A 25682-nucleotide genomic window follows, 5' to 3' on the forward strand; every position below is an offset into this window, starting at 1 on the left:
GAAGTTTCCGCCGCACCAAATCCTGCCAACAGTGGCAGAGCTGACCGTCTACCACAAAATCCTGCCAATCGGTGAGTTAGGCTGGCCGGCGTGCTGGAAACCGTGGCGGTGGTGCTCATCGACGGGGTCGCCCCGTTCGAGTTCGGCGTGGTCTGCGAGGTGTTCGGCATCGACCGCACCGAGGACGGCGTGCCCCCGTTCACCTTCCTGCCCTGCGCCGAACACCCGGGCCGGCCGGTGCGCACCAACGTCGGCCTGTCGCTGGTGCCCGAGCACGGCCTGGCCGCGCTGGCCGACGCCGACCTGATCGCGGTGCCCGCGGCCGAACTGCGCGACGAGTACCCGCCCGCGGTGCTGGCCGCGCTGCGCCAGGCCGCCGAGCGCGGCGCCACCCTGCTGTCGGTGTGCAGCGGCGCGTTCCAACTCGGCGCGGCCGGCCTGCTGGACGGGCGGCGCTGCACCACCCACTGGCGGCACGCCGCCGAACTCGCCCGCCGCTTCCCCCGCGCCCGCGTCGACCCCGACGTGCTGTTCGTGGACGAGGGCGGCATCGTGACCAGCGCCGGCACCGCCGCCGGCATCGACGCGTGCCTGCACCTGGTGCGCCGGGAACTCGGCTCCGGCCCGGCCACCGCCATCGCCCGCCGCATGGTGGTGCCGCCGCAGCGCGACGGCGGCCAGCGCCAGTTCGTCGAACTGCCCGTGCCCGACTGCACCGCCGACAGCCTGCAACCCCTGCTCACCTGGATGCTGGACAACCTCGCCAGCGAGCACACCGTGGCCAGCCTGGCCCGAAGGGCACGCATGTCCGAACGCACCTTCGCCCGCCGGTTCGCCGCGGAAACCGGCACCACCCCGAACCGCTGGCTGTCCACCCAGCGCGTGCTGCACGCCCGTCGGCTGCTGGAGGACACCGACCTCGGCGTCGACGACATCGCCCACCGGTGCGGCTTCGGCACCGCCGCCCTGCTGCGCCACCACTTCCGCCGCCTGGTCGGCGTCACCCCGCACGACTACCGCCGCACCTTCGCCACCCGCCCCGCCACCACGCTGCTGGCCACGCCGTGACCGGGTCGGTGGAGATCGCCGGGGGCTGGGACAGCGCGGCCAGCCTGGTGGACGGGCGGTGGATCGAGCGCCGGCCGCGCCGGCCGGAGGTGGCCGGGCGGCTGCTGCTGGAGACCCGGCTGATGCCGTGGCTGGCGCCGCGCCTGCCACTGGCCGTGCCCGTGCCTCGGGTGGTGCGCGAGGCGCCCCTGGTGGTCCGGCACGCGCTGGTGCCAGGACAGCCGCTGGCCGAGCCCACCGCCGAGCACGGGCGCCAGCTGGGCGAGTTCCTGCGCGCGCTGCACACCACCGACCCGGCCGGCGCGCTCGCCCTGGGCCTGCCCGGCGCCGGCCCGACCGCGCGGGAGCGCGCCGAGACCGTGGCGCGGTTCCGCGCGGACGTGCTGCCGCTGCTGCCGCCGGCGGCCCGCGCGCGTGCCCGCGACCTGCTGGCCGCCGTCACCGACCTGCCGGCCGACACCGTGGTGCACGGCGACCTCGGCCCCGAACACGTCCTCACCGGCAACGCCGGGCTGACCGGCGTGATCGACTTCTCCGACGCCCACCTCGGCGACGCCGCCATCGACCTGGCCTGGGCACTGCACGGCACGCCACCCGCGTTCACCGCCGCCCTGGCCGAGGCCTACGGCGTCACGCCTCGGCTGCGCGAGCACGCCCTGCGCTGGCACCGGCTCGGCCCCTGGTACGAGGTGGTGCACGGGCTGGACACCGGCGACGCGGAGACCGTCCGGTCCGGTGTGGACGGTGTGCTGCGCCGACTGCCGCGCTGACCGGCCCACCCGTGCCGGCTGGGCCGTCCGGTCGCGGGCGGCGCGCCGATCGGGGCAGCGGCGGGCCGGGCCCGGCCTGCACCGGGTTTAGCTCGATAACGGTTGGCGCAATGCCGGGACCGGCGAATCCGGCGAACCTAGCGTGTGCCCATGCCCACTCCGCCGCTTCCGGCGGCCCCCGCGCCGCCCGCGCGAGGACGCCCGCACCGGGGCGCGCTCCGGCTGCTCACCGCCGTCCTGGCGATCCTGCTCGTCGGCGGCTGCGCCACGCTGACCGAGGTGGCCGGCCTGAGCCGGCGGATCAGCGAAGCCGGCTACGGACAGGTCCAGGTCGAACACCGGCAGACCAACGGCACCGACCGCCTGATCGTCCAGGCGGTGACCCCGACCGGCGCCACCCAGGTGGACGGGGTCGACGCCGAGCGGATCGCCAGCCTGGTGTGGAACACCTATCCCCGCCGGATCGACGAACTGGTGGTCTACGTCAACGGACACACCGTGGTCGCCGCCGGCCGGGCGACCCTCGGCGCGCGCCTCGGACCGCGCAACCCCGAACTGGACCGGGAACCCGAGGAGTTCGGCACCATCGCCCTCGTCGTCGTCCTGGTCGTCGTGCTGGGCCTGCTGGCCGCCGGCGCGCTGGTCATCACCCTGCTCGTGCTGCGGCGGCGCCGGCGGGCCCGGGACCGGGCACTGGCCGCCCCGCCCTACCCGCCGGTGCCCTGGTACCCGCCGCCGACCGGCTACCAGGCGCCGACCGGCTACCAGGCGCCGCCCCCGGGCGGTCCGCCGAACCACCCCACCCACCCCCAGGGCTGACCAGCCCGCCGGTTCAGTCCGCGCCAGGGCGCGGGGCGGCGGCGTCCCCGCTCCCGCCGCCGTCGGTCGAGCCCGCCGCCTGCCGAGGGGCCGCCGCCGCGCGCAGTTCCACGCAGCACTCGCCGGCCCGCGGCGCCAGCACCGCCCGCACGGTGGCGGCGCGCAGCCCGGTGAGCACACCGGACAGGAACGCGTGGTTGATGCCGCACACCAGGTCGGGCGCGCTGGCCGCCAACGGGTGGAACGGGCAGTTGCGCAGTCGCACGCAGGTCGGCGACTGCCTGGCGGGCTCGAAGCCGTGCCTGGCCAGCACACCCTCGGCCAGGGTGAGGGCGCGTTCCGCGCCGAGCCGGCCCGGCCGGGCGCGGTCGCGTTCGGCGCCGCCCAGTTCCGCACCGCGCTCACCGGCCACCCGCACGGCGGCCTGGCGGGCGTTCTCGTCACCTGCCTCGGTGAGCACCGCGCCGAGGAGGATGTCGGCCAGCAGCTCGTGCCGGCGCTCCGGGATGCTCACCCGGATGTCGGTGTCGGCCGGCTCGTAGACCTTGGGCGCGCGCCCGACCCGGCGGATGCCGCCGGCCGGCTCGTAGCGCGCCCGCAGCAGGCCCGCGTCGACCAGCTTGTCCAGGTGGAACGCGGCCAGCTTGCGGGAGATGCCCACCGACGCGGCGGCCTCGTCCCGGGTCACCGGCCGGTGGGCCTGCCGGATGAACCGGTACATCCCGCGCCGCAGCGGGTCGTCCAGCGCGGCCACGGCACTGATCGCCGGATCCGTCGTCACCAGGGCACCATATCGCCCACCCGTCTTTCCGCAATGTGGCGAACAACCGATTCCGCCAGCCGTCCTTGACCCGGGCCGGGCAATAAGACCAAGATTTGTTGGCGTAATTGCCGGGTGGAGCGGAGGTCGACGATGGCCGGCGGAGGACAGCAGGCGACACCCCGGGTGCGTGCGGTGCCGGTCACCCGCGAGGAGAGCGGCGCCGCGCCGGCGCGCCCCGCGGCCGCGCTGCGCGTGGTCCACGAACCCGACCACGGCGTTGATCTCGCCGCCGCCGAGCAGGCCGCCGGCGCGTTCCTGCGCGCCCTCGGCGTGGAACTGGGGTCGGAGAGCCTGGCCGACACGCCGAGGCGGATGGCGCACGCCTACGCCGAGCTGTTCACCCCGCGCCCGTTCGACCTGACCACGTTCCCCAACGACGAGGGCTACGACGAACTCGTGCTGGCCAGGAGCATCCCGGTGCGCTCGGTCTGCGAACACCACCTGCTGCCGTTCGTGGGCGTGGCCCACGTCGGCTACCTGCCCGGCGCGCGCATCCTCGGCCTGTCCAAGCTGGCCAGGATCGTCGAGCACTTCGCGTGCCGCCCGCAGGTGCAGGAACGCCTGACCAAGCAGGTCGCCGACTGGCTGGCGGACCAGCTGTCCCCCAAGGGCGTCGGCGTGGTGATCGAGGCCGAGCACACCTGCATGACGCTGCGCGGCGTGCAGGCCGTGGGCGCCAGCACGGTCACCTCCACCCTGCTGGGCACCCTGCGCGAGGACGCCAGGTCCCGGCAGGAGTTCTTCGCCCTCACCGGCGTCAACGCCTGACCGGTCAGGCCGAGGCGGTCGGATCCGCGAAGGCCGCCCGGTGCTCGACCGCCCACTCGCGGAAGGTGCGGGCCGGGTGGCCGGTGATGGTCCCCACCACGTCGGTGATCTCGGCGGGCACGCCGACGTGGCTGGCCGCGGTGTCGAGCAGCACCGCGAGGACGGGCTCCGGGATGGCCGCCGGCCGCTGGGCCAGCGCCTGGTCGCGGGTGAGTTCGGTGAGCGTGATCGGCCGGCCCAGCACGTCGGCGAGGATGGCCACCTGGTCGCGCGCGGTGAGCGACTCCGGGCCGGTCAGCGTGAGCGTCTCGCCCTGGTGCGCGCCGGTGGCCAGCACCCGCACGGCCACGTCGGCGATGTCGGCCGGGTGGATGACGGCCTCGTGCGCGTCGGGGTGGGTCAGCGCCACGGCGGAGCGGGTGCGGATGGACTCGGCCCAGGCCAGGGTGTTGTGGGCCAGCGCGCCGGGGCGCAGCACGGTGTGGCCGAGGCCGGAGTCGGCCAGCGCGCGCTCCACCCGCAGGTGCAGTCGCGCGATTGGGTTGGTGTCCGCGTCGGGCGCGGCGCTGAACCCCGAGGACAGCTGGACGACGTGGGCGACGCCGGCGGCGCGGGCGGCGGTGACGAAGTCCTCGACGCCGGAGCGCTGGGTGTAGAGGAAGACGCCGGTCACCCCGCGCAGGGCGGCGTCCAGGGTCTCGGCCGCGGTGAGGTCCACGCTGACGGACTCGACCCCGGCGGGCAGGTCCAGGGTGGTGGCGTCCCGGCTGGCGGCGCGCACCGGCAGGCCGGCGTCGACCAGGCCGCGCAGCACGTGCCGGCCGACCTGGCCGCGGGCTCCGGTGACAAGGAAGGTCATGGGCGTGTTCTCCCCGGGGTGGCGGTGGGCATCGAACGTCCACAGTGGATAGTCCACGGTGGACGGTGAGGAGCGCGGCGGGTCGCGGTCACTACGATCGGCGCCGCGGAAGTGAGGTTTAGCTTTGAAAGCAAAACTACTTTGGAGTCATAGCTATGTCAACGGGTGAGCGGTCCCACGCGGACGCGGCCGACGCGGCGGGGCTGAGCGTGGACGAGGGCATCCGCACGCTGCTGCTGCTCATGCCGCGCGTGGTGGGGCGGGTCAAGCGGCTGCCCGTGCCGGAACAGCTCCGGTCGTTCTCCCTGGCCCCGCGCCACCTCTCGCTGCTCTCCTACCTGCTGTTCGACGGCCCGATGACGGTCAACGAGCTGGCCGCCCGGCTGGAGGTGGTGCCGGCGACCGCCAGCCTGATGATCGGCGAGCTGAGCCGCCAGGGCGTGCTGGACCGGCGGGAGGACCCGGCCGACCGGCGCCGCACCATCGTCAGCGTGGCCGAGCGGCACCGGGCCGCGGTGGACGCCTGGCTGTCCAGGGGCGCCCGGGCGTGGCGGGTGGCGCTGGAACCGCTCACGCCCGAGCAGCGGCGGCTGTTCGTCGACACCCTGCTCACCTACGAGCGGGAGGCCCTGGCCGAGGACGCCGCCCAGGGCTGACCGCGGCATCCGGAGCGGCCTCGGTTTGTCCCGCCGGAAAACTCCGTATAACGTTCGGAGTTGAGCCGATCGTGTTCGGAGTTTCCTGTGGGGGAGTCGTGCGCAACCAGGACTCGTCAGGGTGGGAGTCCACGCCGTCGACCGCGGCGACGCGGACGGAGCAGCTCGTGGTCGCCGAGCCGATGTGGTCCCACCTGCTGCTGTGGCTGGGGTTCCCGCTGCTCGGCGCGGTGGCTGGCGGCCTGCTCGCGCTGATCGCAGACTGGGTCGCCGGCCTGGAGTGGGCGCCCATGCAGGGGCTGTTCAAGCTGGTCGCGTCCATCCCCGACCCCTACGGCCAGTTCGGCGGCGCCGCGCTCGGCGTGCTCGCCGGCCTGGTGCTGGGCGCCATCGGCAGCAACGAGGCGCTGACCGTGACCGTGGACGCCCACCAGGTCGGGCTGACCCGGGGCAAGGCCACCCGGACCGTGGACCGCGCCCGGGTGAGCGCGGTCTTCCTCGACGGCAAGGACCTCACCCTGCTCGGCCCGGACACCGCGCCGCTGGCCAGGGAGCGCTGCGAACTGAACCAGGGGCAGCTGCGCCACGCGTTCACCACGCACGGCTACCCGTGGCTGGACGGCGGTGACCCGCACCGCGACGACTACCGGCGCTGGATCGAGGACACCCCCGACCTGCCGGCCGGCGCCAACTCCCTGCTGCGCGCCCGGGGCAAGGCCCTGGGCTCGGACCCGGCCGAAGCCGCCGACCTCGCCGCCGAACTGGGCAAGCTCGGGGTCGCCGTGCGCGAGGAGGGCAAGCGCCAGTACTGGCGCCTGGTCCGCTGACCGCCACCAGGCGGGAGCGCCACCGCCAGGCGGGAACGCCACCGCCAGGCGGGAGCGTTATCCACGCCCCCGAGAAGCCGGGGCGGACCGGCTGGCGGAGCCGGGCCAGAGCCCTGGTTGACACCCCGTCAGCGCGCGGCCCGCTCGGCGATGAACGCCTCGACACCGTCCAGCATCCGCCGCAGCCCGAACTCGAAGGTGGACTCGGCGGTGGGAAACGCGTCCGCCCTGGCCACCCGCAGCAGCATCGGATACCGGCTGAAGTCGACGTACTTCACCAGGTGCGGCTCGTAGGCCGCGTCCCACGCCGCGTCGCTGACACCGGTGCGCGCCTCGATCTCACTGGCGTCCACGGCCTGCCTGGCCAGGCCCCGCACGTAGCCGTCCACGCTGCCGACCACGGCGGCCATGTCGTGCTCGGACAGCCCGGTGTCGGCCAGCACCCGCAGCGCGGAGTCGAACCACGCCAGCTGGTGCGGCCCGGGCGCCAGGCGCATCGACGCCAACTGGATCGTCCACGGGTGCCGGCGGAACTCCACCCAGTCCTCCCGCGCCCACGCCTCGAACTGCTCCCGCCACCCGCCGGGCAGGGTGTGCGGCAGCGGACCAACCCCGACGATGTGGTCCAGCATCAGCGCGAACAGCTCGGTCTTGCCGGGCACGTAGGTGTACAGCGAGGTGGTGCCCACCCCGAGCTGGGCGGCCACCCGGCGCATGGACAGCGCCGCCAGCCCCTCGGCGTCGGCCACCTCGACGGCGGCCCGCACCACCTGGTCGAGGGTCAGGCCGCGCCGGGGCCCGCGACTCGGCTGCGGGGCCGGACCCCACAGCAGGTCAAGGGCACGCGTGGGATCCACGCTGCCCGGGTCGGCCCCAGCGTCCTCGGCTGCCATCCCGCCCCATCCTAGAACCGATGATCACCAGCGCCGGGGCCCTGATCAGCCCGGGTGGCCCGGCACGACAGCGGGCGTGCGCTCCGGGCCGTCCGCCCGCCAGCTGGCCAACAACCGCAGCCGCTCCTGCGTGGCCGACCCCGCCTCGGCCGTGTAGACCACCAGCAGCTGGTCCACGTCGCCCGGGGACGGGAACGTCTCGTAACCCAGGTCCAGTTCGCCGACCACCGGGTGGCGGATCAGCTTGCGGCCGTGGGACTTCTCCCTGACGTCGTGCCGCGCCCACAGCCGGCGGAACGTCTCGTCGCGCGCGGACAGCTCACCGAGCAGCGCGGCCAGCTCCGGGTCGTCGGGGTACCGGCCGGCGTCCAGGTGCAGGTGGGCCACGGTCTCCTCGGCCACCTCGGCCCAGTTCGGGTAGTACGCGCGCGCCTCCGGGTGCAGGAACGCGTACCGGGCGGCGTTGCGGTCGGCCGGCGCCATCCGCTCGAAACCCATCACCGCGTCGCCCAGCCGGTTCCACGCCAGGAAGTCCATCCGCCGGCCGAGCACGAACGCCGGCAGGTCGGTCATCATCTCCAGCACCCGCCGCAACCCCGGCCGGACCACCCGCTGGTCCGGTGCGGCCGCGCTGCTGCCCGGCCGCACCAGGGCCCGCAGGTGGGCCTGCTCGGTGCGGTCCAGCCGCAACACCCGGCCGATCGCGTCCAGCACCGCGTCCGACACGCTCGGGCTGCGGCCCTGCTCCAGCCGCACGTAGTAGTCGACGCTCACCCCGGCCAACTGGGCCAGCTCCTCCCGGCGCAGCCCGGGCACCCGCCGCCGCCCATAGCTGGGCAGGCCCAGCTCCTCGGGCCGGATGCGGGCGCGCCGCGCGCGCAGGAACTCGCCGATGGTCTCACCGGTGGGGTGTTGCTCCATACCGCCGAGTATGACCACCACCTCGGCGCATCCTGGTACTGGCAGACCTGGGGAACGGCCAAGCCCTGGGTGGGCCGCGGGCCGCGCCGCACCCTTGTCCCATGACTTCCTACGACAGCCTCGCCACCCGCACCGCCGTGGTCACCGGAGCCTCCAGCGGCATCGGCGCCGCCGTCGCCGAACTGCTCGCCGCGTCCGGCGCCCGGGTGGCCCTGCTGGCCCGCCGGCAGGACCGGCTCACCGAACTGGCCGCGCGGATCACCGCGAACGGCGGCCAGGCCCTGCCGGTCGCGGTGGACGTGACCGACGCCGCCGCCGTGGCCGCCGCGGTGCGGCGGGTCCACCAGGAGCACGGCCGGGCCGACCTGGTGGTCAACGCGGCCGGGGTGATGCTGCCCAACCCGATCCTGGACGGCCGCGACGACGAGTGGCAGCACATGATCGACCTCAACCTGACCGGCGCGCTGCGCGTCATCCGGGGCTTCGCACCCGACCTGGTGGCCAGCGCCGCCGCCGGCCACCGCGCCGACCTGGTCAACATCTCCTCCATCGGCGCGCACGTGGTGTTCCCCGACTACGCCGTCTACGGCGCGACCAAGGCGGCGCTCACCCAGCTGTCCGCGGCGCTGCGCGCCGAGTTCGGCCCCCAGGACGTGCGGGTGACCAACATCGAGCCGGGGCTGACCAACACCGAACTCGGCGGGCACATCGACAACCCGGAGCTGGCCGGCCAACTCGGCCAGATGTTCGACAACCTGGGTGGCCTGGCCGCCGCGGACGTGGCCGACCTGGTCGCCTACGCCACCAGCCGGCCGGCCCACGTCAACCTGGGCCAGGTCACCGTGCTGCCCACCCGCCAGGCGTGAGCCGGCGCCGCCACCACTACTGGGCTGGGCCGCCCGCACTGCTTCTGGCTTCCGCTTCCGTCCTCCGCAACGCCAGCAACCGCATGTACGTCTCGACGAAGTCGACGAAGTCCTCGTGGCTGAGCAGCAGTTTGTCCCCTTCCCAGAGATGCTCGACAAGAACGCCGTCCGGAGTTACCTGAGCCAGGGTCTGGTTGCCACTGAAGAAGGGGCGGTTGTCCGCGGCGAGCCGCCCCGCGTGCCGTGCCTGTTCTGCCCCGCGCGCAAGCAGTTCGGGGCGGGGCTCGGTGTCCGTGATCAGGTCGTAGAGCACCTGCGCCTCGGGATGGGTTCTCGTGTCGATCTCGATGGTGAGCCTGCCGTCTGGCAGGCGATCGATCCGAGCTTTCACCGCATCCTCCCGGGCTCGTACATCGGCCAGGCTGTTCCCACATCGTCGAAGGTCGCTGTCATGGCGTCTTTGCCAGGCAGCACAAAGCCTCGGATGCGCACTCCTCGATAATAGCCTTCCCACAGGCTCCGGCGGGGATTCTGGTTCTGCGCGGAAGGCGCAGGGCGGCGACGGTCGGCGAACGCGGAGCGAATGGCATGTGCTACCTCTTCCCGGCTCCAGTGGCTCGGGAAAAAGGTGGAGAACTCCTTCTCGGCCACCTCTCCATCGGGTAGCGCCTGTCCTACCTTGGCCGCGAAGACGCCGTTGCTGTCGTCTGGTGCCCGATCTTCCAGGAACATGCCTGGTGGCAGCACCCCGTCCTGGAAATGATGCACCCCTGAGAGGAGCGTTCCTCTCAGATGCCCCTCGAACAGGTGGGTGTCCACCCATTCCCGCAGCGGGTACTTGGGCAGCGCGAACGGCGTTGGGGCGGGGACCTCGTCAGGAAGCGGGTACACCGGCCTGCCCGCGAGGGTCATGCCCAGTGCCCTGCCCAACCAGGTCGCCACGTGCTGCCTGGCCTTCTCGCAGTGCGCGACGAGTCCTGGCATTCGCGCCCGGAGTTCGCCGAACCGGGCGACTGCCAAACCGAAGTCGTTGCGCGTGCTGCCCGCACCGACAACGACGAGGATTCCCACGATCTCATCGGTGAGGTCGCTGACGTGGTAGACGAGTTGGTCGAGGTGGCCCATGAGATCAACCGCGTGTTCGCACGCGTCCGCTATCTGTTGAAACGTGGGTGGTTTCCCCGGCAACCGACAACCCCCTGATCGGCTTTTGTTCGCCTGATGCGCAGCGTACCGAATGGGGCAAGCAGTTAATCGTTAGTCCGTCGGGGTGAGATTGCTGGAAAAACTAAGTAAGTGCCCGCGGTGGTCTCCCGACTTTCCGCCGGGTGGGTTCATAGTTCGGAAGCGGGTCATTTTCGGTGGCGATCCGGACAATGCTGGTGCGGTGCCTCGGTCGCGCCAGCGCCGCGGATCGTGGCGGCTGCTCGGTGTCGGCGCGGTCCAGCACCACCGCGGGCAGGCGGCGCATCACCCGCGTCAGGGTGGTCGGCGACACCGGCGGCGATCTGAACGACCTTGTCGAGCAGCCGGTCCCGCTCGGTGGCTCGGCGCCCAGCCGACGGCATCGACGGCGCCCGCTGTTCGTGACCGGATCGTTACCTGAAGTCGTGATTACCCGGCCGCCGGCGTGGGTACTCACGCCGGCGTGCACCACTGTCCCCACCCCGTCCCCGAGCTGTGCGCCGGACACACGACAACGCCCCGTCCACGTCGTGGCGCAGGCCACGGGCGAACGGGGCGTTCCGGCTGTGCGAGGTAGAACCGCTGGTCAACGTGTGCCCCCGGCAGGACTCGAACCTGCGACCAAAGGATTAGAAGTCCTTCGCTCTCTCCGCTGAGCTACGGGGGCTGGGACCGCGTGCCTGCCGGCGCTGGCAGGGTAACGGCCTCCGCTCACCACATCGCTCGTGACGGCGCTTCCGTTTCTCCGCCGTCACCGAAAGGGTGATCTGGTGGACGTGGGCGGATGCCGGCCGGCCTGGCCACTCCGTGGACCGACCACCACCCCACCCGGTCAGCCAGGCCCCGTCCGGTACCCGCACGCAAGCGTAACCCCAGCTCAGCGGCGGTGCGGCCGGAAGCGGCCACGGGTAGCCGGACGAACACTGGACGTCACTGACACGCGTCACCGAGGATTGCGGACACGCCCGACGGGGAGAGCCGACCGATCCCCACCCGCTCGACTCTCTCGGTCTCCCCGGGCCTGCCCCGTCCGAAGGGAGCGCAGTGCTGTCGGCTCGCACCGCCGTGTTCGTCATCTTCGTGCTCAACGGCGCGACCTACGGCTCGTGGGCGGCGCGGGTGCCCGCGCTGACCACCCAGGTCGGCGCGACCGAGGGCACCCTCGGCCTGGCGCTGCTCGGCAGCAGCGTCGGCATGGTGCTGATGGCCCCGTTCGCCGGGCGGATCTGCGCCAGACTCGGCGAACGACTGGTGCTGGCGCTGGCCAGCGGGCTCGCGTCACTGCTGCTGCCGCTGCTCGGCCTGGCCGGTTCCCCCGTCCAGCTCGGTGTGGTGCTGTTCGGCATGGGCCTGCTGGTGTGCCTGTGGGACGTGGCCATGAACGTGGCCGCGGCCGAGGTGGGCCGGGTGCTGGACCGCCCACTCATGCCGCAGTTCCACTCCGGGTTCAGCTTCGGCGGCCTGCTCGGCTCGGCCGCGGCCGGACTGGCCGCCACCGCCGGGTGGAGCCCGCTGCGGCACCTGGCCGCGGTCGCCGTGCTCAGCCTCGCCGCGATCGGCCTGGTGGCCAGGGCGCTGCCCGGTGCGGCCAGCGGCCGACCCACCCCCGATGCCGTGCCGGCCGCGCCCGGACCGGCGCCGATCCGGCAGCCGGTGCTGTGGCTGCTGGCCGGGATCGCCCTGTGCGCGGCCATCGCCGAGGGCGCCTCCAGTGACTGGTCCGCGCTGTTCCTGGTGACCGAGCGGGGCAGCGGTGAGGGCGCCGCCGCGATCGCGTTCTCCGGGTTCGCCGTGGCGATGGCCCTGACCCGACTGCTCGGCGAGCCCGCCCAACGCCGGTGGGGCCCGTTCCGGCTGCTCGGCACCGGTGCCGTGGTGGCGGCGGTGGGCCTGGCCACCGCGGTGCTGGTGCCGGTCGCGGCCACCGCCTACGCCGGGTTCGTGCTGGCCGGCATGGGGCTGGCGTTCGCCTTCCCGCTCGTCATGGACCTGGCCAGCCGGGTCGGCCGCCGGCCGGACGGCACCGGCGGGCAGAGCGCCATCGGCTTTGTCACCGCCGTCTCCTACACCGGCTTCCTGGCGGGCCCACCCCTGGTCGGCGGGCTGGCCCAGGCGAGTTCGCTGACCGTGTCCATGGCCGTGGTCGCGGCCGTGGCCGCGCTGATGGCGCCCACCGTGTGGCTGGCGCACCGGGCCGTGCGCCGCGGCGCCGCCGAGCCGTCCCAGCCCGCCAGGAGCAGCACCGCCGGGTAGCCCCGGCGCAGGCCAGCCCGGGCGAATGCCGCAGCGGGATCGTCCGATCAGCGAGGTCGAGGTCACACCCCGCCGCTCGCTACCCTCGTGAGGTGTCCTCACACGCCTCACCAGCGGATACCACCACCCCCGAGCCGGCGGGAAACCCACGCCGCAGGGCGGCCCTGATCCCGTTACTGGTGTGTGGCGGCGCGCTCGCCGCCCTGGTGGCGGCGGCCCTGAGCGCGCTGTCCGGTGACCGGCAGTACGTCGTCTACGGCCTGCCCTCCCCGGGCCAGCTCACCACCTACGGGCTGCCCGTCATCCGGGTGGTCACCGAGACCGGCTCGGTGCTGTGCATCGGGTTCCTGCTGCTGGCCGCGTTCCTGGTGCCGCCGCAGCGGTCCGGCACCCTGTCCGCGGACGGCTACGCCGCGCTGCGCGCCGCCGGCTGGTCCGCGCTGGTGTGGTGTGTCGGCGCGCTGCTGTCCGTGCCGTTCACCGTGGCCGACGCCACCGGCTCGCCGGTCACCGACGTGCTGGACCCGGCGGTGCTGCTGTCCCGGGTCGGCCTGGTCGAACAGGCCGAGGCGTGGGTGGTCACCGCGGTGATCACCGCCCTGGTCGCCATCGGCTGCCGGATGGTGCTGTCCTGGGGCTGGACCACCACGCTGTTCTTCCTCGCCCTGTTCGGGCTGCTGCCGGTGACCGTGACCGGGCACTCCTCCAGCGGCGGCGCGCACGACCTGGCCACCAACAGCCTGCTCTACCACCTGGTGGCGGCGGCGCTGTGGGTCGGCGGGCTGGTCGCGCTGCTCGCCCACGGCCGCCGGCGCGGCGACCACCTCGCCATGGCCGCCAGCCGGTTCTCCTGGCTGGCCCTGGTGTGCTGGGTGGTGATGGCGCTGTCCGGGGTGGTCAACGCCCTGGTCCGGCTGCCCGTGTCCGACCTGGTCAGCACCGCCTACGGCCGGCTGGTGCTGGCCAAGATCGCCTGCCTGGTGGTGCTCGGCGGGTTCGGTTACGTCCAGCGGCAGCGCGGCGTGCGGCAGCTGGCCGACGGCGGGTCCGGCCGGGCGCTGCTGCGCCTGGCCGGGACCGAGGTGCTGGTCATGTTCCTCACCATCGGCATCGCCGCCGGGCTGAGCCGCACCCCGCCGCCCAGCGACGCGGTCACCACGCCCAGCACGGTCGAGCTGCTGATCGGCTACGACCTGCCCGGCCCGCCCACCGTGGCCCGGCTGCTGTTCGCCTGGCGGTTCGACCTGGTCTACGGCACGGTCGCGATCGTGCTCGCCCTGGCCTACCTGGTCGGGGTGCGCCGGCTGCGGGCCAGGGGCGACCACTGGCCGGTGGGCCGCACCGTGGCGTGGCTGGCCGGCTGCCTGGTGGTGCTGCTGGCCACCTCCTCGGGGCTGGGCCGGTACGCGCCGGCCCTGTTCAGCGCGCACATGGGCGCGCACATGCTGCTGTCCATGCTGGCGCCGGTGCTGCTGGTGCTCGGTGGCCCGGTCACGCTGGCGCTGCGCGCCCTGCCGGTGGCCGGCCGGGACCGGCCGACCGGGCCGCGCGAGTGGCTGCTCGCGTTCGTGCACTCGCCGCTGACCAGGGTGCTGACCAACCCGATCGTGGCGCTGGTGCTGTTCGTCGGCTCGTTCTACGCGCTGTACTTCTCCGGCCTGTTCGACCTCGCCCTGAACTACCACTGGGCGCACCTGGCGATGAACGCGCACTTCCTGCTGGCCGGGTACGTGTTCTACTGGCCGGTCATCGGCGTGGACCAGGCGCCGGGGCGGCTGCCGCCGCTGGGGCGGCTCGGGCTGCTGTTCGCGTCCATGCCGTTCCACGCGTTCTTCGGCATCACCCTGATGGGCATGCAGTCGGTGATCGGCGAGAACTTCTACCGGTCGCTGAGCCTGCCGTGGGCCGACGACCTGCTCGGTGACCAGCGGCTCGGCGGCGGCCTGGCCTGGGCCTCCGGTGAGGTGCCGCTGGTGCTGGTGCTGATCGCCCTGCTCGTGCAGTGGGCCAGGGCGGACGAGCGGGCCGCCCGGCGGGCCGACCGGCGCGCCGACGCCGACGGTGACGCCGACCTGGCCGCCTACAACGCCATGCTGCGCACCCTGGCCGAGCCGAGCACGAACCGGGACGGCACCGCCGCCAGCCGGTCCGCCGCCAGCCCCGCTGGGGCCAACACCCCTGCGGCCAACACCGCTGCGGCGGATCCGGCCCCGGCGGGTTCGGCTCCGGCCGGCCAGGAACCGGCCGACCCCCCGACGGCCACCTCCGGCGGCCCGGCGGGCGAGGCCTGACCCGCGCCTGGCCCCGCCCACCGGCACCCGGCTACCGGGGCAGTGGCCGGCGGAAACCGCGGACCGCCAGGCCGGCGCCGACCGCGGCGATGGCCAGGCTGACCCCGATCGCGGTGGTCGCGCCGCCCGCGCCCGGCTGGGCCAGTGTCAGCGCCCTGGCCGCGTCCACCGCGTGGCTCACCGGGTTGACCGTGGCCACCGCCCGCAGCCAGCCGGGCAGGTTGGCCACGGGCACGTACGCGCTGGACGCGAACATCAACGGGAACATCGCCACGAACCCGACCATCTGCATCACCTCGGCGTTGCGCAACCAGGCGGCGATCGCCAGGAACAGCCAGCCCAGCCCCCAGCTCACCACCAGCGCCAGCGCCAGGGTGGCGATCACGCCGGCCGCGCCGCCGGCGGGGGAGAAGCCGAACAGCAGGGTGGCGAACACCAGCATGGCCAGCAGTTGCAGCGCGGTGCGCACCAGGTCGGACAGGCTGCGCGCGACCAGCACCGAGCCCATCCGGATGGGCAGCGAGCGGAACCTGGCCACCACGCCGTTGCGCATGTCGTTGATCAGCCCGACGCCGGACTGCAGCGCGGCCTGCATGGCGGTGTTCACCAGGATCGCCGGCATCAGGAAGTCGATGTAGCCGACGCCGGCCGGGAACCCGGGGGTGTTGGCGACGCTGCTGAAGATCTGGCTGAACAGCAGCAGCATGACCAGCGGCTGCACCAGGCTGAAGACGATGAGTCGGGGATCCTGCACCACGGCCCGCAGCGACCGGGTGGTGAGGACCAGGATCTGGGTGCGCGGGCTGCTGCCGCGCCAGCCGGGGACGGTCGGCGCCGCGGCCGCACTGGTGTTGGTCATCGGAGGGCTCCTGGGGTGGGGTGCGGGTCGGGGGCTCAGGCGGCGGTGGGGGTGGACGCGCCGTGGTGGGCCAGCGCCAGGTACACGTCGTCCAGGGTGGGCTCGCTGAACGCCAGCTCGGCCACGTCCACGCCGACCTCGTCCAGGGCGCGCACCACCACGGCCAGCTCGCGCGAGGCGGTGACCGGGGTGGTCAGCGCGCGGCCGGCCGGATCGGGCACGGGGTGCAGGCCGGCCCGCTGGAGGGCGGTCACGGCCCGGACCGCGTCGTCGGGCTCGGCCAGGGTCACCGACACGGTGCGCTGGCCCACCTCGGCCTTGAGGTCGGCGGCCGTGCCCGAGGCCACCACCCGGCCGCCGGAGAGCACCGCGATCGAGTCGGCGAGCCGGTCGGCCTCGTCCAGGTACTGGGTGGTCAGCAGCACGGTGGTGCCGTCGTCGACCAGCTTCGCCACGATCCGCCACATGGTCATCCGGCTGGTCGGGTCCAGCCCGGTGGTCGGCTCGTCCAGGAAGATCACGTCCGGTCGGCCGACCAGGCTCGCGGCCAGGTCCAGGCGGCGGCGCATCCCACCGGAGTAGGTGCGAGCCGGGCGTCGGCCGGTGCCGGTCAGCTCGAAGGCGTCCAGCAGCTCGGCGGCCCGCGCCCTGGCCTGTCGGCCGCTCGCGCCGAGCAGCCGGGCGATCAGCACCAGGTTGTCGGTGCCGGACAGCTGCTCGTCCACGGCGGCGAACTGGCCGGTGAGCCCGATCCGGCCGCGCACCTGGTGGGCTTGGCGGACCACGTCGAACCCGGCGACCGACGCCCTGCCCTCGGTGGGCGGCAACAGCGTGGTGAGCACGTTGACCAGCGTGGTCTTGCCTGCCCCGTTGTGGCCGAGCAGGCCGAGCACGGTGCCCTTCGGCACGGTCAGGGTGACGTCGTCCAGCGCCCGCAGCGCGCCGAAGGTCCGGCCGAGGCCGGCGACCTCGATCATGGTCTCGGTCATGGTGTTCGCTCCCCTGTGGTGGTTGGCCCGCCGGTGGGCGGGGTGGTCGTGGGCGGCGCGCCCGTGGTGGTCACGCCGTGCAGGAACAGGTCGACCAGCTGCGCCGGCGGGGTCAACGGCTCACCCAGCTGCTCGGAGATCCGGTCGGCGAACATCAGGCCGATCAGCAGCAGGGCCGCCCGCTCCGGGGGGATCCGCAGGCGGTCCGCGTCCGGCCGGATCAGCTCCGTGGTGGCCCCGGCGAGCCGCTGCATCTGCGCCTGCGGCCCCTTGGCCTCGGCGTGCTCGTCGGTGTCCGTCCCGTCCTCGTCGCGGCGGGGCTGGAACCTGGCCTGGCGCAGCGGGGCGAGCACCTGCCACACCCGGGTCTGGTAGCCGGTGATCGTCTCCAGCGCCTGGGCGAGCCGCTCGGCCAGGGGCAGGTCCGGGCTGATCGCGGCGATCCGGTCCAGTTCGGGGTCCACCCGCAGCGCGACCTGCAGGCAGTAGCCGATCAGCTCCTGCTTGTCGCGGAAGGCGCGGAAGACCGTGCCCTCGGCGATCCCGGCGGCCCTGGCGATCTGGCTGGTCGTCACGTCCGCGCCGTGTTCGGCCAGCAGCGGCAGGGTGGCCTGGGCGATGGCGTCCCGCCGCTGCTCGACGCTCATGGCCGGTGCTCGTTTCCGGCGCTGGGGTTGGTCGGGCGCGTCAGTCATGGTGCGACCATATGAGTGAGTTCTCACTCATGTCAATGAGTGAGAACTCACTCAGTTTGGGTGGGGCTACCACACCTTCCGACCCCCGGCCCGGTTTTCACCCGTTCGGGACCTGGGTTGTCCACAGGCCGGGGAGTTGTCCACAGCGGGCCAGCAGCGGCTTTCCCGGGCCGGGTGGCTGCTCGAACCTGGAGGCGGCAGAACACGGCGGTCGACACCGGCCGGTGTCGCCCACAGGAGAGGAACCGTGATGAACGAGACCCAGGTGACCGTCGTCGGCACCATCGTCGGCGAGGTGCGCCACCGCCAGGTGCAGGACGGCGTGGAGGTGGTGAACTTCCGCGTCGGCAGCACCGAGCGCCGGCTGGACCGCGCCACCGGCGAGTGGACCGACGGCGGGCGGCTCTTCCTCAACGTGACCTGCTGGCGGCGGCTGGCCAGCGGGGTGGTCGCCTCGCTCACCAAGGGCGACCCGGTGGTGGTCACCGGCCGGCTGAACACCAGGAGCTACGAGGTGGACGGGCAGCGCAGGCAGAGCTACGACGTGGAGGCGTTCGCCGTCGGCCCCGACCTGTCCCGCTGCACCGCGCGACTGGGGCCGGGCGCCCGCGCCACCGACGCCGATCCGGGCAAATCCGCACACCCCGGGATGACGGACGCCGGTTCCGGCGTTGACACGATGGACGGCGCGTCAGCGAGGGGCATCGCGGCGGTAGCGGCCGCTGCCTGAGACGCGCGTCGGTTTCTGTGCGGTGCCGGCGGCAGACGCGGATCGCAACCCAGCACGACAACGAGAAGATGGAGACCACGAGTGCGAGCGGGACGCACCCGGCGAGCGGGTCGTCCGCGCCGCCCACGGCGCTGAGAAGGAGGGAAGGTCGGAGGTCGGCTGACGGGGTGGCCCGCCGGCGACGAGGAACGGACAGTGGTGGCCGGAGTCACATCCGGCAGGACGGCGGTGACCGGCGGGGCGGTGTCCCGCGACCGGCACCGGCCGGGACCGCACGGCACATGCCCCGGAAGGGTTACCGTGCTCCCACCGCACCACCGCCGTACGAGTCGATGCCGGTGACCGCGCTACTCGCCCCACGCCGCCGGCTCTACGATCGCGGCCATGGCCGAGTTCATCTACACCATGAAGAAGGTGCGCAAGGCGCACGGGGACAAGGTCATCCTCGATGACGTGACCATCCAGTTCTACCCCGGTGCCAAGATCGGCGTCGTTGGTCCGAATGGCGCCGGCAAGTCCAGCGTGCTGAAGATCATGGCCGGGTTGGACCAGCCGAACAACGGCGAGGCGTTCCTCTCGCCGGGCTACTCGGTGGGCATCCTCCAGCAGGAGCCACCGCTCAACGAGGACAAGACCGTCCTCGGCAACGTCGAGGAGGGCGTCGGCGAGATCAAGGTCAAGCTGGACCGGTTCAACGAGATCGCCGAGAAGCTCGCGGTGGACTACTCCGACGAGCTGATGGAGGAGATGGGCAAGCTCCAGGAGGAGCTGGACCACGCCGACGCCTGGGACCTGGAGTCGCAGCTGGAACAGGCGATGGACGCGCTGCGCTGCCCGCCGCCCGACGCCGACGTCAAGGTGCTGTCCGGTGGTGAGCGCCGCCGGGTGGCCCTGTGCAAGCTGCTGCTCAGCAAGCCCGACCTGCTGCTGCTGGACGAGCCCACCAACCACCTGGACGCGGAGAGCGTGCTGTGGCTGGAGCAGCACCTGGCGCAGTACCCGGGCGCCGTGCTCGCCGTCACCCACGACCGGTACTTCCTGGACAACGTGGCCCAGTGGATCCTGGAGCTGGACCGCGGCCGCACCCACGCCTACGAGGGCAACTACTCCGTCTACCTGGAGAAGAAGGCCGAGCGGCTGGCCGTCGCCGGCAAGAAGGACGCCAAGCTGCAGAAGCGCCTCAAGGACGAACTGGCCTGGGTCCGGTCCAACGCCAAGGCCCGGCAGGCCAAGTCCAAGTCCAGGCTGCAGCGCTACGAGGAGATGGCCGCCGAAGCCGAGAAGACCAGGAAGCTGGACTTCGAGGAGATCCAGATCCCGCCGGGCCCGCGCCTGGGCAACGTGGTGGTCGAGGTCAACAACCTCACCAAGGGGTTCGGCGACCGGGTGCTGATCGACGACCTGTCGTTCAACCTGCCGCGCAACGGCATCGTCGGCGTGGTCGGCCCGAACGGCGTCGGCAAGACCACCCTGTTCAAGACCATCGTCGGCCTGGAACAGCCGGACTCGGGTTCGGTGAAGGTCGGCGAGACGGTCAAGCTGTCCTACGTCGACCAGAACCGGGCCGGCATCGACCCGAAGAAGACGGTGTGGGAGGTGGTCTCCGACGGGCTGGACTACATCCACGTCGGCAACGTCGAGATGCCCTCCCGCGCCTACGTCAGCGCGTTCGGGTTCAAGGGGCCGGACCAGCAGAAGCCGGCGGGCGTGCTGTCCGGTGGCGAGCGCAACCGGCTCAACCTGGCGCTCACCCTCAAGCAGGGCGGCAACCTGATCCTGCTGGACGAGCCCACCAACGACCTGGACGTGGAAACGCTGGGCTCGCTGGAGAACGCCCTCGAACAGTTCCCCGGCTGCGCCGTGGTGATCTCCCACGACCGGTGGTTCCTGGACCGCGTGGCCACGCACATCCTCGCGTGGGAGGGAACTGACGACGACCCGTCCCGCTGGTTCTGGTTCGAGGGTAACTTCGAGGGCTACGAGCAGAACAAGATCGACCGACTGGGCGCGGAGGCCGCCCGGCCACACCGGGTCACCCACCGCAAGCTGACCCGCGACTGAACAGGGGCATCCGTCTTGGCGGCGAGGGGCGAAGTGCAGGCGGACGTTGAGGTGGGCGCGCTGGTCACGTCCGCCTGGCGGCTGCGTTGGCAGGCGCCGGAACTCACCCTGGTACTCGCCGAGCGGGCCGTCGCGCTGGCCACGGCGCGACGGGACGAGGCCGACCGGCTGCGCGCGGAACTGCTCGTGGTGTCCGCGCACAACCGGCTGGAACGCGGACTGCGGATCGCGGAGCGGGCACTCGCCGCTCTGCGGTCCGCCCAGGCCGCGGGAGAACAGGAAACCGCGTGGCGGCTGCGCGTCGAACTGGCCCAGTGCGCCAAGTCGGCCGGCGTGCCACTGACCGGCTTCGCCGCGGTGCGGCCGGTGCTCGACGCCGCCGGCGTGCCCGCGGCGCTCCGGGCCGAAGCCCTGGCCAGGGCCAGCGAGTGCCTGGCCCGGTTGGGGCGCAGCCGGGAGCTGACCGAGGCGATCAGCGAGGCCGACCGGCTGCTCAGCCTCGACCAGGAACTCGAACACGACAGCAGGCTGCTGTCCAGGGCGCTGCTCCAGGCGTCCGCCGCCGGCCACCAGCGCCGCTGGGGCGACTTCGCCACGGCCGCCGCCGCGGCCAGGGACGGGCTCGCCCTCCTCGACGACCTGCGTGACCCGGCCTCGGACAGCGGCTACACCCGGGGCCGGCTCAGCCTGGAACTGGTCTGCGCGCTGATGGACCTGGACGAGCCGGGCAAGGCGGCCGAGGTGGCCGCACCCCTGCTCGACCAGCCGGTCCGGGCCCCGGCGGCCGACGTGCTCGGCTGGCTCCGGCTGGTCCTGGCCACCCGGCTGCACCTGCCGCTCGGCCAGGTCGACCAGGCCACCGACCTGCTGCGCGACGCCGAGGACAGCGCCCGGCGCCACCAGCTCGACCCGCTGCTGACCGAGAGCCTGCTCGCCCTCGCCCACGTGCACGAGCTGTCCGGTCAGCTCAACGACGCACTGAACTGCCTGCGCTCGGCGCACGCCGCGGAGCGGCGCCGCGCCAGGACGGTCTACGCGGTCCGGGCGCAGCTGGCCGAGGAGTTCGCCACGGCCCAGCGGCAGCGCACCGGCATCCGCGAGCAGTTCGCCGCGCTGCTGCGCAAGGGCAGGGCCGCCTACCCGGTGACCGCGCCCGCCGGCGACCCGGCCGGCATCAGCACCGTGCCCGGCGCGGACAACAGCGCCGACGCGACCGCCGGCCACAACATCTGGCCGGCCGAGACACCGGCCGAGGACAGCCCCGACCTGTTGAGCCGCCGCGCGTTCCGCCGCCGGCTGGACACCCTGGTCGGCGCCAGCACCGGGGAAACCCGGCTGGCCCTGGTACTGCTGGAGGTCGCGCCCTCGGCCGACGCGGCCAGCACGGCGAACCCGCAGCTGGTGGACCGGCTGGTGGCGGCGGTGGCGCGGCGGGCCAACTCCGCGTCACCCACGCCGGCCGCGCTGGGCAGGGCCGCGGACGCGGAGATCGCGGTGCTGCTGCCCGGCACCACCCGAGGACAGGCCAGGCAGTGGGCCGAGCGCGTGCGCGACGCCGTGGCCACCACCGACTGGAACCGCATCGCACCCGACCTGTCCGTGGACGTGCACGTCGGCATCGCCCAGCACCACTCGGGCGGCACCGGCGACACCCTGATCGCCGAGGCGGACCGGGCGCTGGCAGCGGCCAAGAGCACCGGGAGGAGCCGGGCCCGCCGGGCCGACACGGCCGACCCCGAGGAGTTCGTCTGGCCCGGCCTGGGCAGCAGCCGGGCCGGGGCGTCCACGGGTGGCGCGGCCGACGACATGGACGCGGACCGCGCCCGGTTGGAGAGCCTGGGCCAGGTGTACCGGGTCGAGGCGGCCCGCAACCGGCTCCGCCGCACCGAGGACGAGGGAGGCGCCTGGGCCGAGGCGGCCAGCCGGTGGCGGCTGCGCGCGCGCCGGCCCGGGGGCGGCTCCCCGGACAGCGACGCCCAGTGGCCCGCTGAAACGCCGGACCAGGACCCGACCGGCGCGGCCGGCACCGGGGTAGCGCCGTCGACCGAGACCGCGGACAGCCGGCGCCGCGCCGCGCGCCAACCGGACTCGACCACCGCAGCCGCTGCTTCCGGGCGATCAGCCCCGGAGCGGTCCGCACCCGACCACCCCGCCGACCGGCCCACCGAGGACCGGTCCACTGGCGACCGGTCCACTGGTGACCGGTCGGTCGGGGAGCGGAGCGCCGGTGAGCGGAGCACCGGGCGCAGCCCGGCCGCGCACGCCGCCCACGCGGCGGCGGACAGCAGACCCGAGGCCGAGCCGGAGTGGCCGGTCAGCGGCTCGACCCGGGCCACCCGGGCCCGCGCGAGCAACACCGACGCACCGCGGCGCGCCACCGCGGCTGACGGCGACAGCGGCACCACCCCGGCCTGGCCCAGTGAGGACCACGGCACCCGGCCCGCCCCGATCCGCCGACCCCGGCGGCGAGCGGCTGACCAGACCGCGCCAGCCCCGCAGGCCGAGGCGGGGGCGGCCGAGGCGACGCGGCGGGCCGCCGACACCGCGCCAGCCGTGGACGTGCTCCGCGCGGCCGGCCGGTTCCCGGTGGCCGGCACCGGCGGGCGGCGCCGCGCCGCCGAACCGGGGGACACCGCCAGCACCAGCCGCCAGCCCAGCACCGACCAGTCCAGCACCGACCAGCCCGGGACCGACCAGCCCGGCACCGGCCGAGCCAGCGCACCAGCCCACCCGGCAACGCCGTCCCCGGCCGCCTCGACCCGTGGGCCGGGCGGGGACGGCCCTCCCGGGAGCGGACAGCGGCACGGCCCGAACCAACCCGGCACCGAGGGAGCAACCGGCGACGACGCCGTGGTGGCGCGGCCCGGGCGAACCGGTCCGCCGCGCACCATGGACTCCTGGCCGACCATGATGATCAGCCGGATCGACTTCGACCGGTTACCCCGCCGGCACGCCGCTCCAGACCCGGACGGCGACGCCACCGAGGGCAGGTCCTCGGCCGGCGCGGCCGGGCAGGCATCCGGAGAGCCGCACACCCCGACGGCGGACCCCGCCTCGGGCCGCGACCGGCACGCGGCCTCGGCACCGCCCTCGTCGGGCGCGCACGCCAGCGAGTCGGCTGGCACCGGGGACCCGGTCACCCCGTCGACCGCGTCCCGGCACGACACACCGGGCTTCCTGGTCAGCCGGGCCAGCGACGGTGGGCTGCTCGGCTCGCGCCGGATGTTCCGGCGCCGCCGCCGCGCGGACCAGTCCGCGCAGCCCGAGGAAACCCGGGACCGGGACGCGCTGGACTGGCCGGTGACCGACACCACCGACGCGGGCCAGGGGCTGGCCGGGCCGTCCGGCGCGGACCCGTCTGCCACCGATCCACACACCGGTGGCGGCGGTGGCGACCGCGCCCGCGCTGGTGACCAGATCGGCACAGCGTCCGGTCACGCACCGCCCAGCCACGCCGACTCCGGCTCGACCAGCCCCGGCCCGGCCGGGGAAGGCACCCTCGGTGCTGGCCGGCCAGCCACCGGCCCGGGCGGTCAGCACACGGACCGGTCCGCTGTGGACGGCTTCGGCTCGGCGTCCGCCACGGACAGTTCCGGGACGGGCGGTTCCGGCACGGGAAACCGCGGCGGCGGCAGCGGTGGTGGTGGTCGGCACGGCACCGGCCGAGCCGCCGGGGCACGGGCCGGCTTGGACAGCGGCGGCACCGGCCAGCCCACCGCCCACCAGCGGGCCACCAGCCCACCGGCGGGCGGCAGCGGCACGGGCGCCGCTACCCCGGTGCTCGGCGAGGTGCGCTGGAAGGTGGAACCACCGGCCAGCCGGCGGCACCAGGTCGACATCACGCCGACCGGCGACCCGTTCGCTCCGGTGGCCGTTGACCTGTCCGAGGCGCCGACCGTTCCCCACCCGGCCATCGGGCGACACGGTCTGCCCAACAACACCCAGCCGGACCGGGCCACCCCGGAACTGGCCCTGCCCGAGTTGGCCACCGCGCTGGGCCCGCTGGCCACACCGGCGGACCCGGTGCTGCCCGTGCAGCAGGGCAGCGCCCAGGCCACGGCGGTGGGCTGGGCCTATTCCGCGGAGACCGCGGTCCCGTTGGCCCGGACCCCGATGTCGACCAGCACGTCCGGGCTTTCCGCCGCTGGCACCGACGCCGGCGCCAGCAGGACCGGCACCGAGCCCACCGGCCCCGAGCACATCAGCGCTGGGCACACCAGCACAGGCCACACCGGTGTCGGGGGCACAACCGCCACGGCACCCGGTGAGCGCGCGGCCGGGCAGGACGAGAACAGCGGCGACACCGCAGCCGCCGGCGAGTCCACCTCGACCGAGGACCAGGCCGGAGGTGCCGGCGACGCCGACGACGACCTGGGTTCCCTGCGCGACCTGGGCCTGGCCGACCTGTTGGCCGAGGCCATGGTGGCCTACGAGACCGGTCGACGCGGCAGCGGCATCCCGGACGACGACGACCTGAGCGCCTTCTCCGCGGCCGTGCACAGCGTGTCCACCGACCCGGCCACCTCCTCGGACGCCGCCCACGCCGACGCGACCGGAGCCAACACCGCCCGGCCCGACGCCGCAGGATTCGGCGCCGCAGGATTCGGCGCTCCGCCGGCGGCCACCGCCCCACCGGAGGCCCGCGCCTCGGCCCAGGCAGCACCGGGGGATCGGGGCAGCACCGGCGAGTGGGGCACGGACGAACTCGACACCGAACGCACCGGACCCATCCGCCGGATCACCGACCAGCCGGCGCACGCCGCGGGTGAGTCGGCTCCGGGATCGACGCGGTCCGGCTTCGACAGCACCGGGACCGCGCACCGGGGCACGGACAGCACCGGGCCGGCCAGCTTCAGCACCCGATCCGACCGGACCAGCGGCGATCCCGACTCCCGGCCCGGCGACAACCGGCACGGCGACAACCGGCCCGGCGACAACCGGCCCGGCGCCAACCGGTTCGACGACAACCGGTTCGGCGCCAACAACTCGGGCACCGACCAGTACGGCAACAACCTCGGCGCCAACCGGTTCGACGAGGAATTCGGGTGGGAGTCCTTCGACCGGGACTGGCGGCTGCCCGGCGACTGACCCCGCACCAGGGACCACCCCGACCACCACCACCGGCCGAGCAACCGCGCCGGACTGGGCCGTCGCGCCCGTCGCGCCCTGCCCGCCCCCGGGTCGCCGCGAATCCGCACCGGTTGTGCGGTCCCGGGGCGGACACGCGTGCCGTTGCGGGCACAAACCCCTTTCCGCACAACGGTGCGCATCCGCGCGGGCAGGGCGAACCGGTCGAGCCGCACCACGCTTGTCCTGTCCGCACAACGGGTTCGGCCACCTCGCTCGCGG

General features: G+C 73.9%; 21 protein-coding genes and 1 tRNA gene. 12 read left to right on the top strand and 10 right to left on the bottom strand.

Annotated elements, in window-relative coordinates; all coding sequences use genetic code 11:
- The first annotated feature begins 90 nt into the window (after positions 1-90).
- The 3 genes from LX83_RS09540 to LX83_RS09550 all read left to right on the top strand — a co-directional run bounded on the left by LX83_RS09540 (position 91) and on the right by LX83_RS09550 (position 2657).
- Positions 91-1068, top strand: a complete 978-nt coding sequence (locus LX83_RS09540) for a helix-turn-helix domain-containing protein (protein WP_253769499.1) — start codon at positions 91-93, stop codon at positions 1066-1068.
- Positions 1065-1838, top strand: coding sequence for a phosphotransferase (locus LX83_RS09545; protein WP_253769501.1), 774 nt, complete (start codon positions 1065-1067; stop codon positions 1836-1838). Before LX83_RS09540 ends, LX83_RS09545 begins: the two co-directional genes overlap by 4 nt.
- Positions 1839-1988: 150 nt before the next feature.
- Complete coding sequence (locus LX83_RS09550; RefSeq protein ID WP_253769503.1) at positions 1989-2657, top strand: hypothetical protein; 669 nt, start codon at positions 1989-1991, stop codon at positions 2655-2657.
- A 13-nt stretch (positions 2658-2670) separates the two neighbouring features.
- On the opposite strand, the gene LX83_RS09555 is transcribed toward LX83_RS09550, so the two are convergent.
- Complete coding sequence (locus LX83_RS09555; protein WP_308203939.1) at positions 2671-3438, bottom strand: helix-turn-helix transcriptional regulator; 768 nt, start codon at positions 3436-3438, stop codon at positions 2671-2673.
- Between the two features lie 132 nt (positions 3439-3570).
- Here LX83_RS09555 and folE point away from each other — a divergent pair, with 132 nt between their 5' ends.
- Positions 3571-4248, top strand: coding sequence for a GTP cyclohydrolase I FolE (gene folE, locus LX83_RS09560; protein WP_253769505.1), 678 nt, complete (start codon positions 3571-3573; stop codon positions 4246-4248).
- A 4-nt stretch (positions 4249-4252) separates the two neighbouring features.
- Here folE and LX83_RS09565 read toward each other — a convergent pair whose 3' ends face one another.
- Positions 4253-5107 carry an NAD(P)H-binding protein gene (locus tag LX83_RS09565; protein WP_253769506.1) on the bottom strand — a complete coding sequence of 285 codons (855 nt, stop codon included), beginning with the start codon at positions 5105-5107 and terminating at the stop codon, positions 4253-4255.
- 155 nt (positions 5108-5262) lie between these two features.
- Here LX83_RS09565 and LX83_RS09570 point away from each other — a divergent pair, with 155 nt between their 5' ends.
- Positions 5263-5763 (top strand): MarR family winged helix-turn-helix transcriptional regulator, encoded by a 501-nt coding sequence (locus LX83_RS09570; RefSeq protein WP_253769508.1) that lies wholly within the window; start codon positions 5263-5265, stop codon positions 5761-5763.
- A 98-nt stretch (positions 5764-5861) separates the two neighbouring features.
- Positions 5862-6590: a YqeB family protein gene (locus LX83_RS09575; RefSeq protein WP_253769510.1), complete on the top strand. Its 729-nt coding sequence runs from the start codon at positions 5862-5864 to the stop codon at positions 6588-6590.
- A gap of 128 nt (positions 6591-6718) precedes the next feature.
- Here LX83_RS09575 and LX83_RS09580 read toward each other — a convergent pair whose 3' ends face one another.
- On the bottom strand, positions 6719-7483 hold the full coding sequence (locus LX83_RS09580; RefSeq protein WP_253769512.1) for a TetR/AcrR family transcriptional regulator: 765 nt from the start codon (positions 7481-7483) through the stop codon (positions 6719-6721).
- 45 nt (positions 7484-7528) lie between these two features.
- Positions 7529-8404, bottom strand: coding sequence for a helix-turn-helix transcriptional regulator (locus LX83_RS09585; RefSeq protein ID WP_253769514.1), 876 nt, complete (start codon positions 8402-8404; stop codon positions 7529-7531).
- Between the two features lie 101 nt (positions 8405-8505).
- Between LX83_RS09585 and LX83_RS09590 the strand changes: the two genes are divergently transcribed.
- Positions 8506-9270: an SDR family oxidoreductase gene (locus LX83_RS09590; RefSeq protein WP_253769516.1), complete on the top strand. Its 765-nt coding sequence runs from the start codon at positions 8506-8508 to the stop codon at positions 9268-9270.
- Between the two features lie 16 nt (positions 9271-9286).
- Here the strand turns inward: LX83_RS09590 and LX83_RS09595 are convergent, their stop codons facing one another.
- The 3 genes from LX83_RS09595 to LX83_RS09605 all read right to left on the bottom strand — a co-directional run bounded on the left by LX83_RS09595 (position 9287) and on the right by LX83_RS09605 (position 11122).
- Complete coding sequence (locus tag LX83_RS09595; protein WP_253769518.1) at positions 9287-9661, bottom strand: hypothetical protein; 375 nt, start codon at positions 9659-9661, stop codon at positions 9287-9289.
- Positions 9658-10395 (bottom strand): EndoU domain-containing protein, encoded by a 738-nt coding sequence (locus tag LX83_RS09600; protein ID WP_253769520.1) that lies wholly within the window; start codon positions 10393-10395, stop codon positions 9658-9660. Before LX83_RS09600 ends, LX83_RS09595 begins: the two co-directional genes overlap by 4 nt.
- Before the next feature lie 654 nt (positions 10396-11049).
- Positions 11050-11122 (bottom strand) — tRNA-Arg (locus LX83_RS09605).
- A 380-nt stretch (positions 11123-11502) separates the two neighbouring features.
- Between LX83_RS09605 and LX83_RS09610 the strand changes: the two genes are divergently transcribed.
- Together LX83_RS09610 and LX83_RS09615 are read left to right on the top strand one after the other, a co-directional pair.
- Complete coding sequence (locus LX83_RS09610; RefSeq protein ID WP_253770137.1) at positions 11503-12708, top strand: MFS transporter; 1206 nt, start codon at positions 11503-11505, stop codon at positions 12706-12708.
- A 92-nt stretch (positions 12709-12800) separates the two neighbouring features.
- A complete protein-coding gene (locus tag LX83_RS09615) occupies positions 12801-14999 on the top strand; it encodes a cytochrome c oxidase assembly protein (protein WP_407649514.1) in 2199 nt (732 codons plus the stop codon).
- A gap of 31 nt (positions 15000-15030) precedes the next feature.
- Here LX83_RS09615 and LX83_RS09620 read toward each other — a convergent pair whose 3' ends face one another.
- The 3 genes from LX83_RS09620 to LX83_RS09630 are packed head-to-tail and all read right to left on the bottom strand — an operon-like array spanning position 15031 to position 17542.
- Complete coding sequence (locus LX83_RS09620; RefSeq protein ID WP_253769522.1) at positions 15031-15858, bottom strand: ABC transporter permease; 828 nt, start codon at positions 15856-15858, stop codon at positions 15031-15033.
- Between the two features lie 35 nt (positions 15859-15893).
- Complete coding sequence (locus LX83_RS09625; RefSeq protein ID WP_253769524.1) at positions 15894-16847, bottom strand: ATP-binding cassette domain-containing protein; 954 nt, start codon at positions 16845-16847, stop codon at positions 15894-15896.
- Entirely contained in the window at positions 16844-17542 is a 699-nt protein-coding gene (locus LX83_RS09630; RefSeq protein WP_253769526.1) for a TetR/AcrR family transcriptional regulator, read from the bottom strand. The genes LX83_RS09625 and LX83_RS09630 overlap by 4 nt, the downstream gene beginning before the upstream one ends.
- Positions 17543-17792: 250 nt before the next feature.
- On the opposite strand from LX83_RS09630, the gene ssb reads away from it, so the two are divergent.
- From ssb to LX83_RS37770, 3 genes are all read left to right on the top strand, one after another.
- Positions 17793-18272: a single-stranded DNA-binding protein gene (gene ssb / locus LX83_RS09635; protein WP_253769528.1), complete on the top strand. Its 480-nt coding sequence runs from the start codon at positions 17793-17795 to the stop codon at positions 18270-18272.
- 384 nt (positions 18273-18656) lie between these two features.
- The gene (gene ettA, locus LX83_RS09640) at positions 18657-20333 is read left to right on the top strand and encodes an energy-dependent translational throttle protein EttA (RefSeq protein WP_253769530.1); all 1677 of its coding nucleotides are present in this window, start codon (positions 18657-18659) and stop codon (positions 20331-20333) included.
- A gap of 33 nt (positions 20334-20366) precedes the next feature.
- Positions 20367-25421: a diguanylate cyclase domain-containing protein gene (locus tag LX83_RS37770; RefSeq protein WP_308203941.1), complete on the top strand. Its 5055-nt coding sequence runs from the start codon at positions 20367-20369 to the stop codon at positions 25419-25421.
- Positions 25422-25682: the final 261 nt, after the last annotated feature.

Origin of the sequence: Goodfellowiella coeruleoviolacea (assembly GCF_024171785.1) — a bacterium.
Lineage (GTDB): Bacteria > Actinomycetota > Actinomycetes > Mycobacteriales > Pseudonocardiaceae > Goodfellowiella > Goodfellowiella coeruleoviolacea.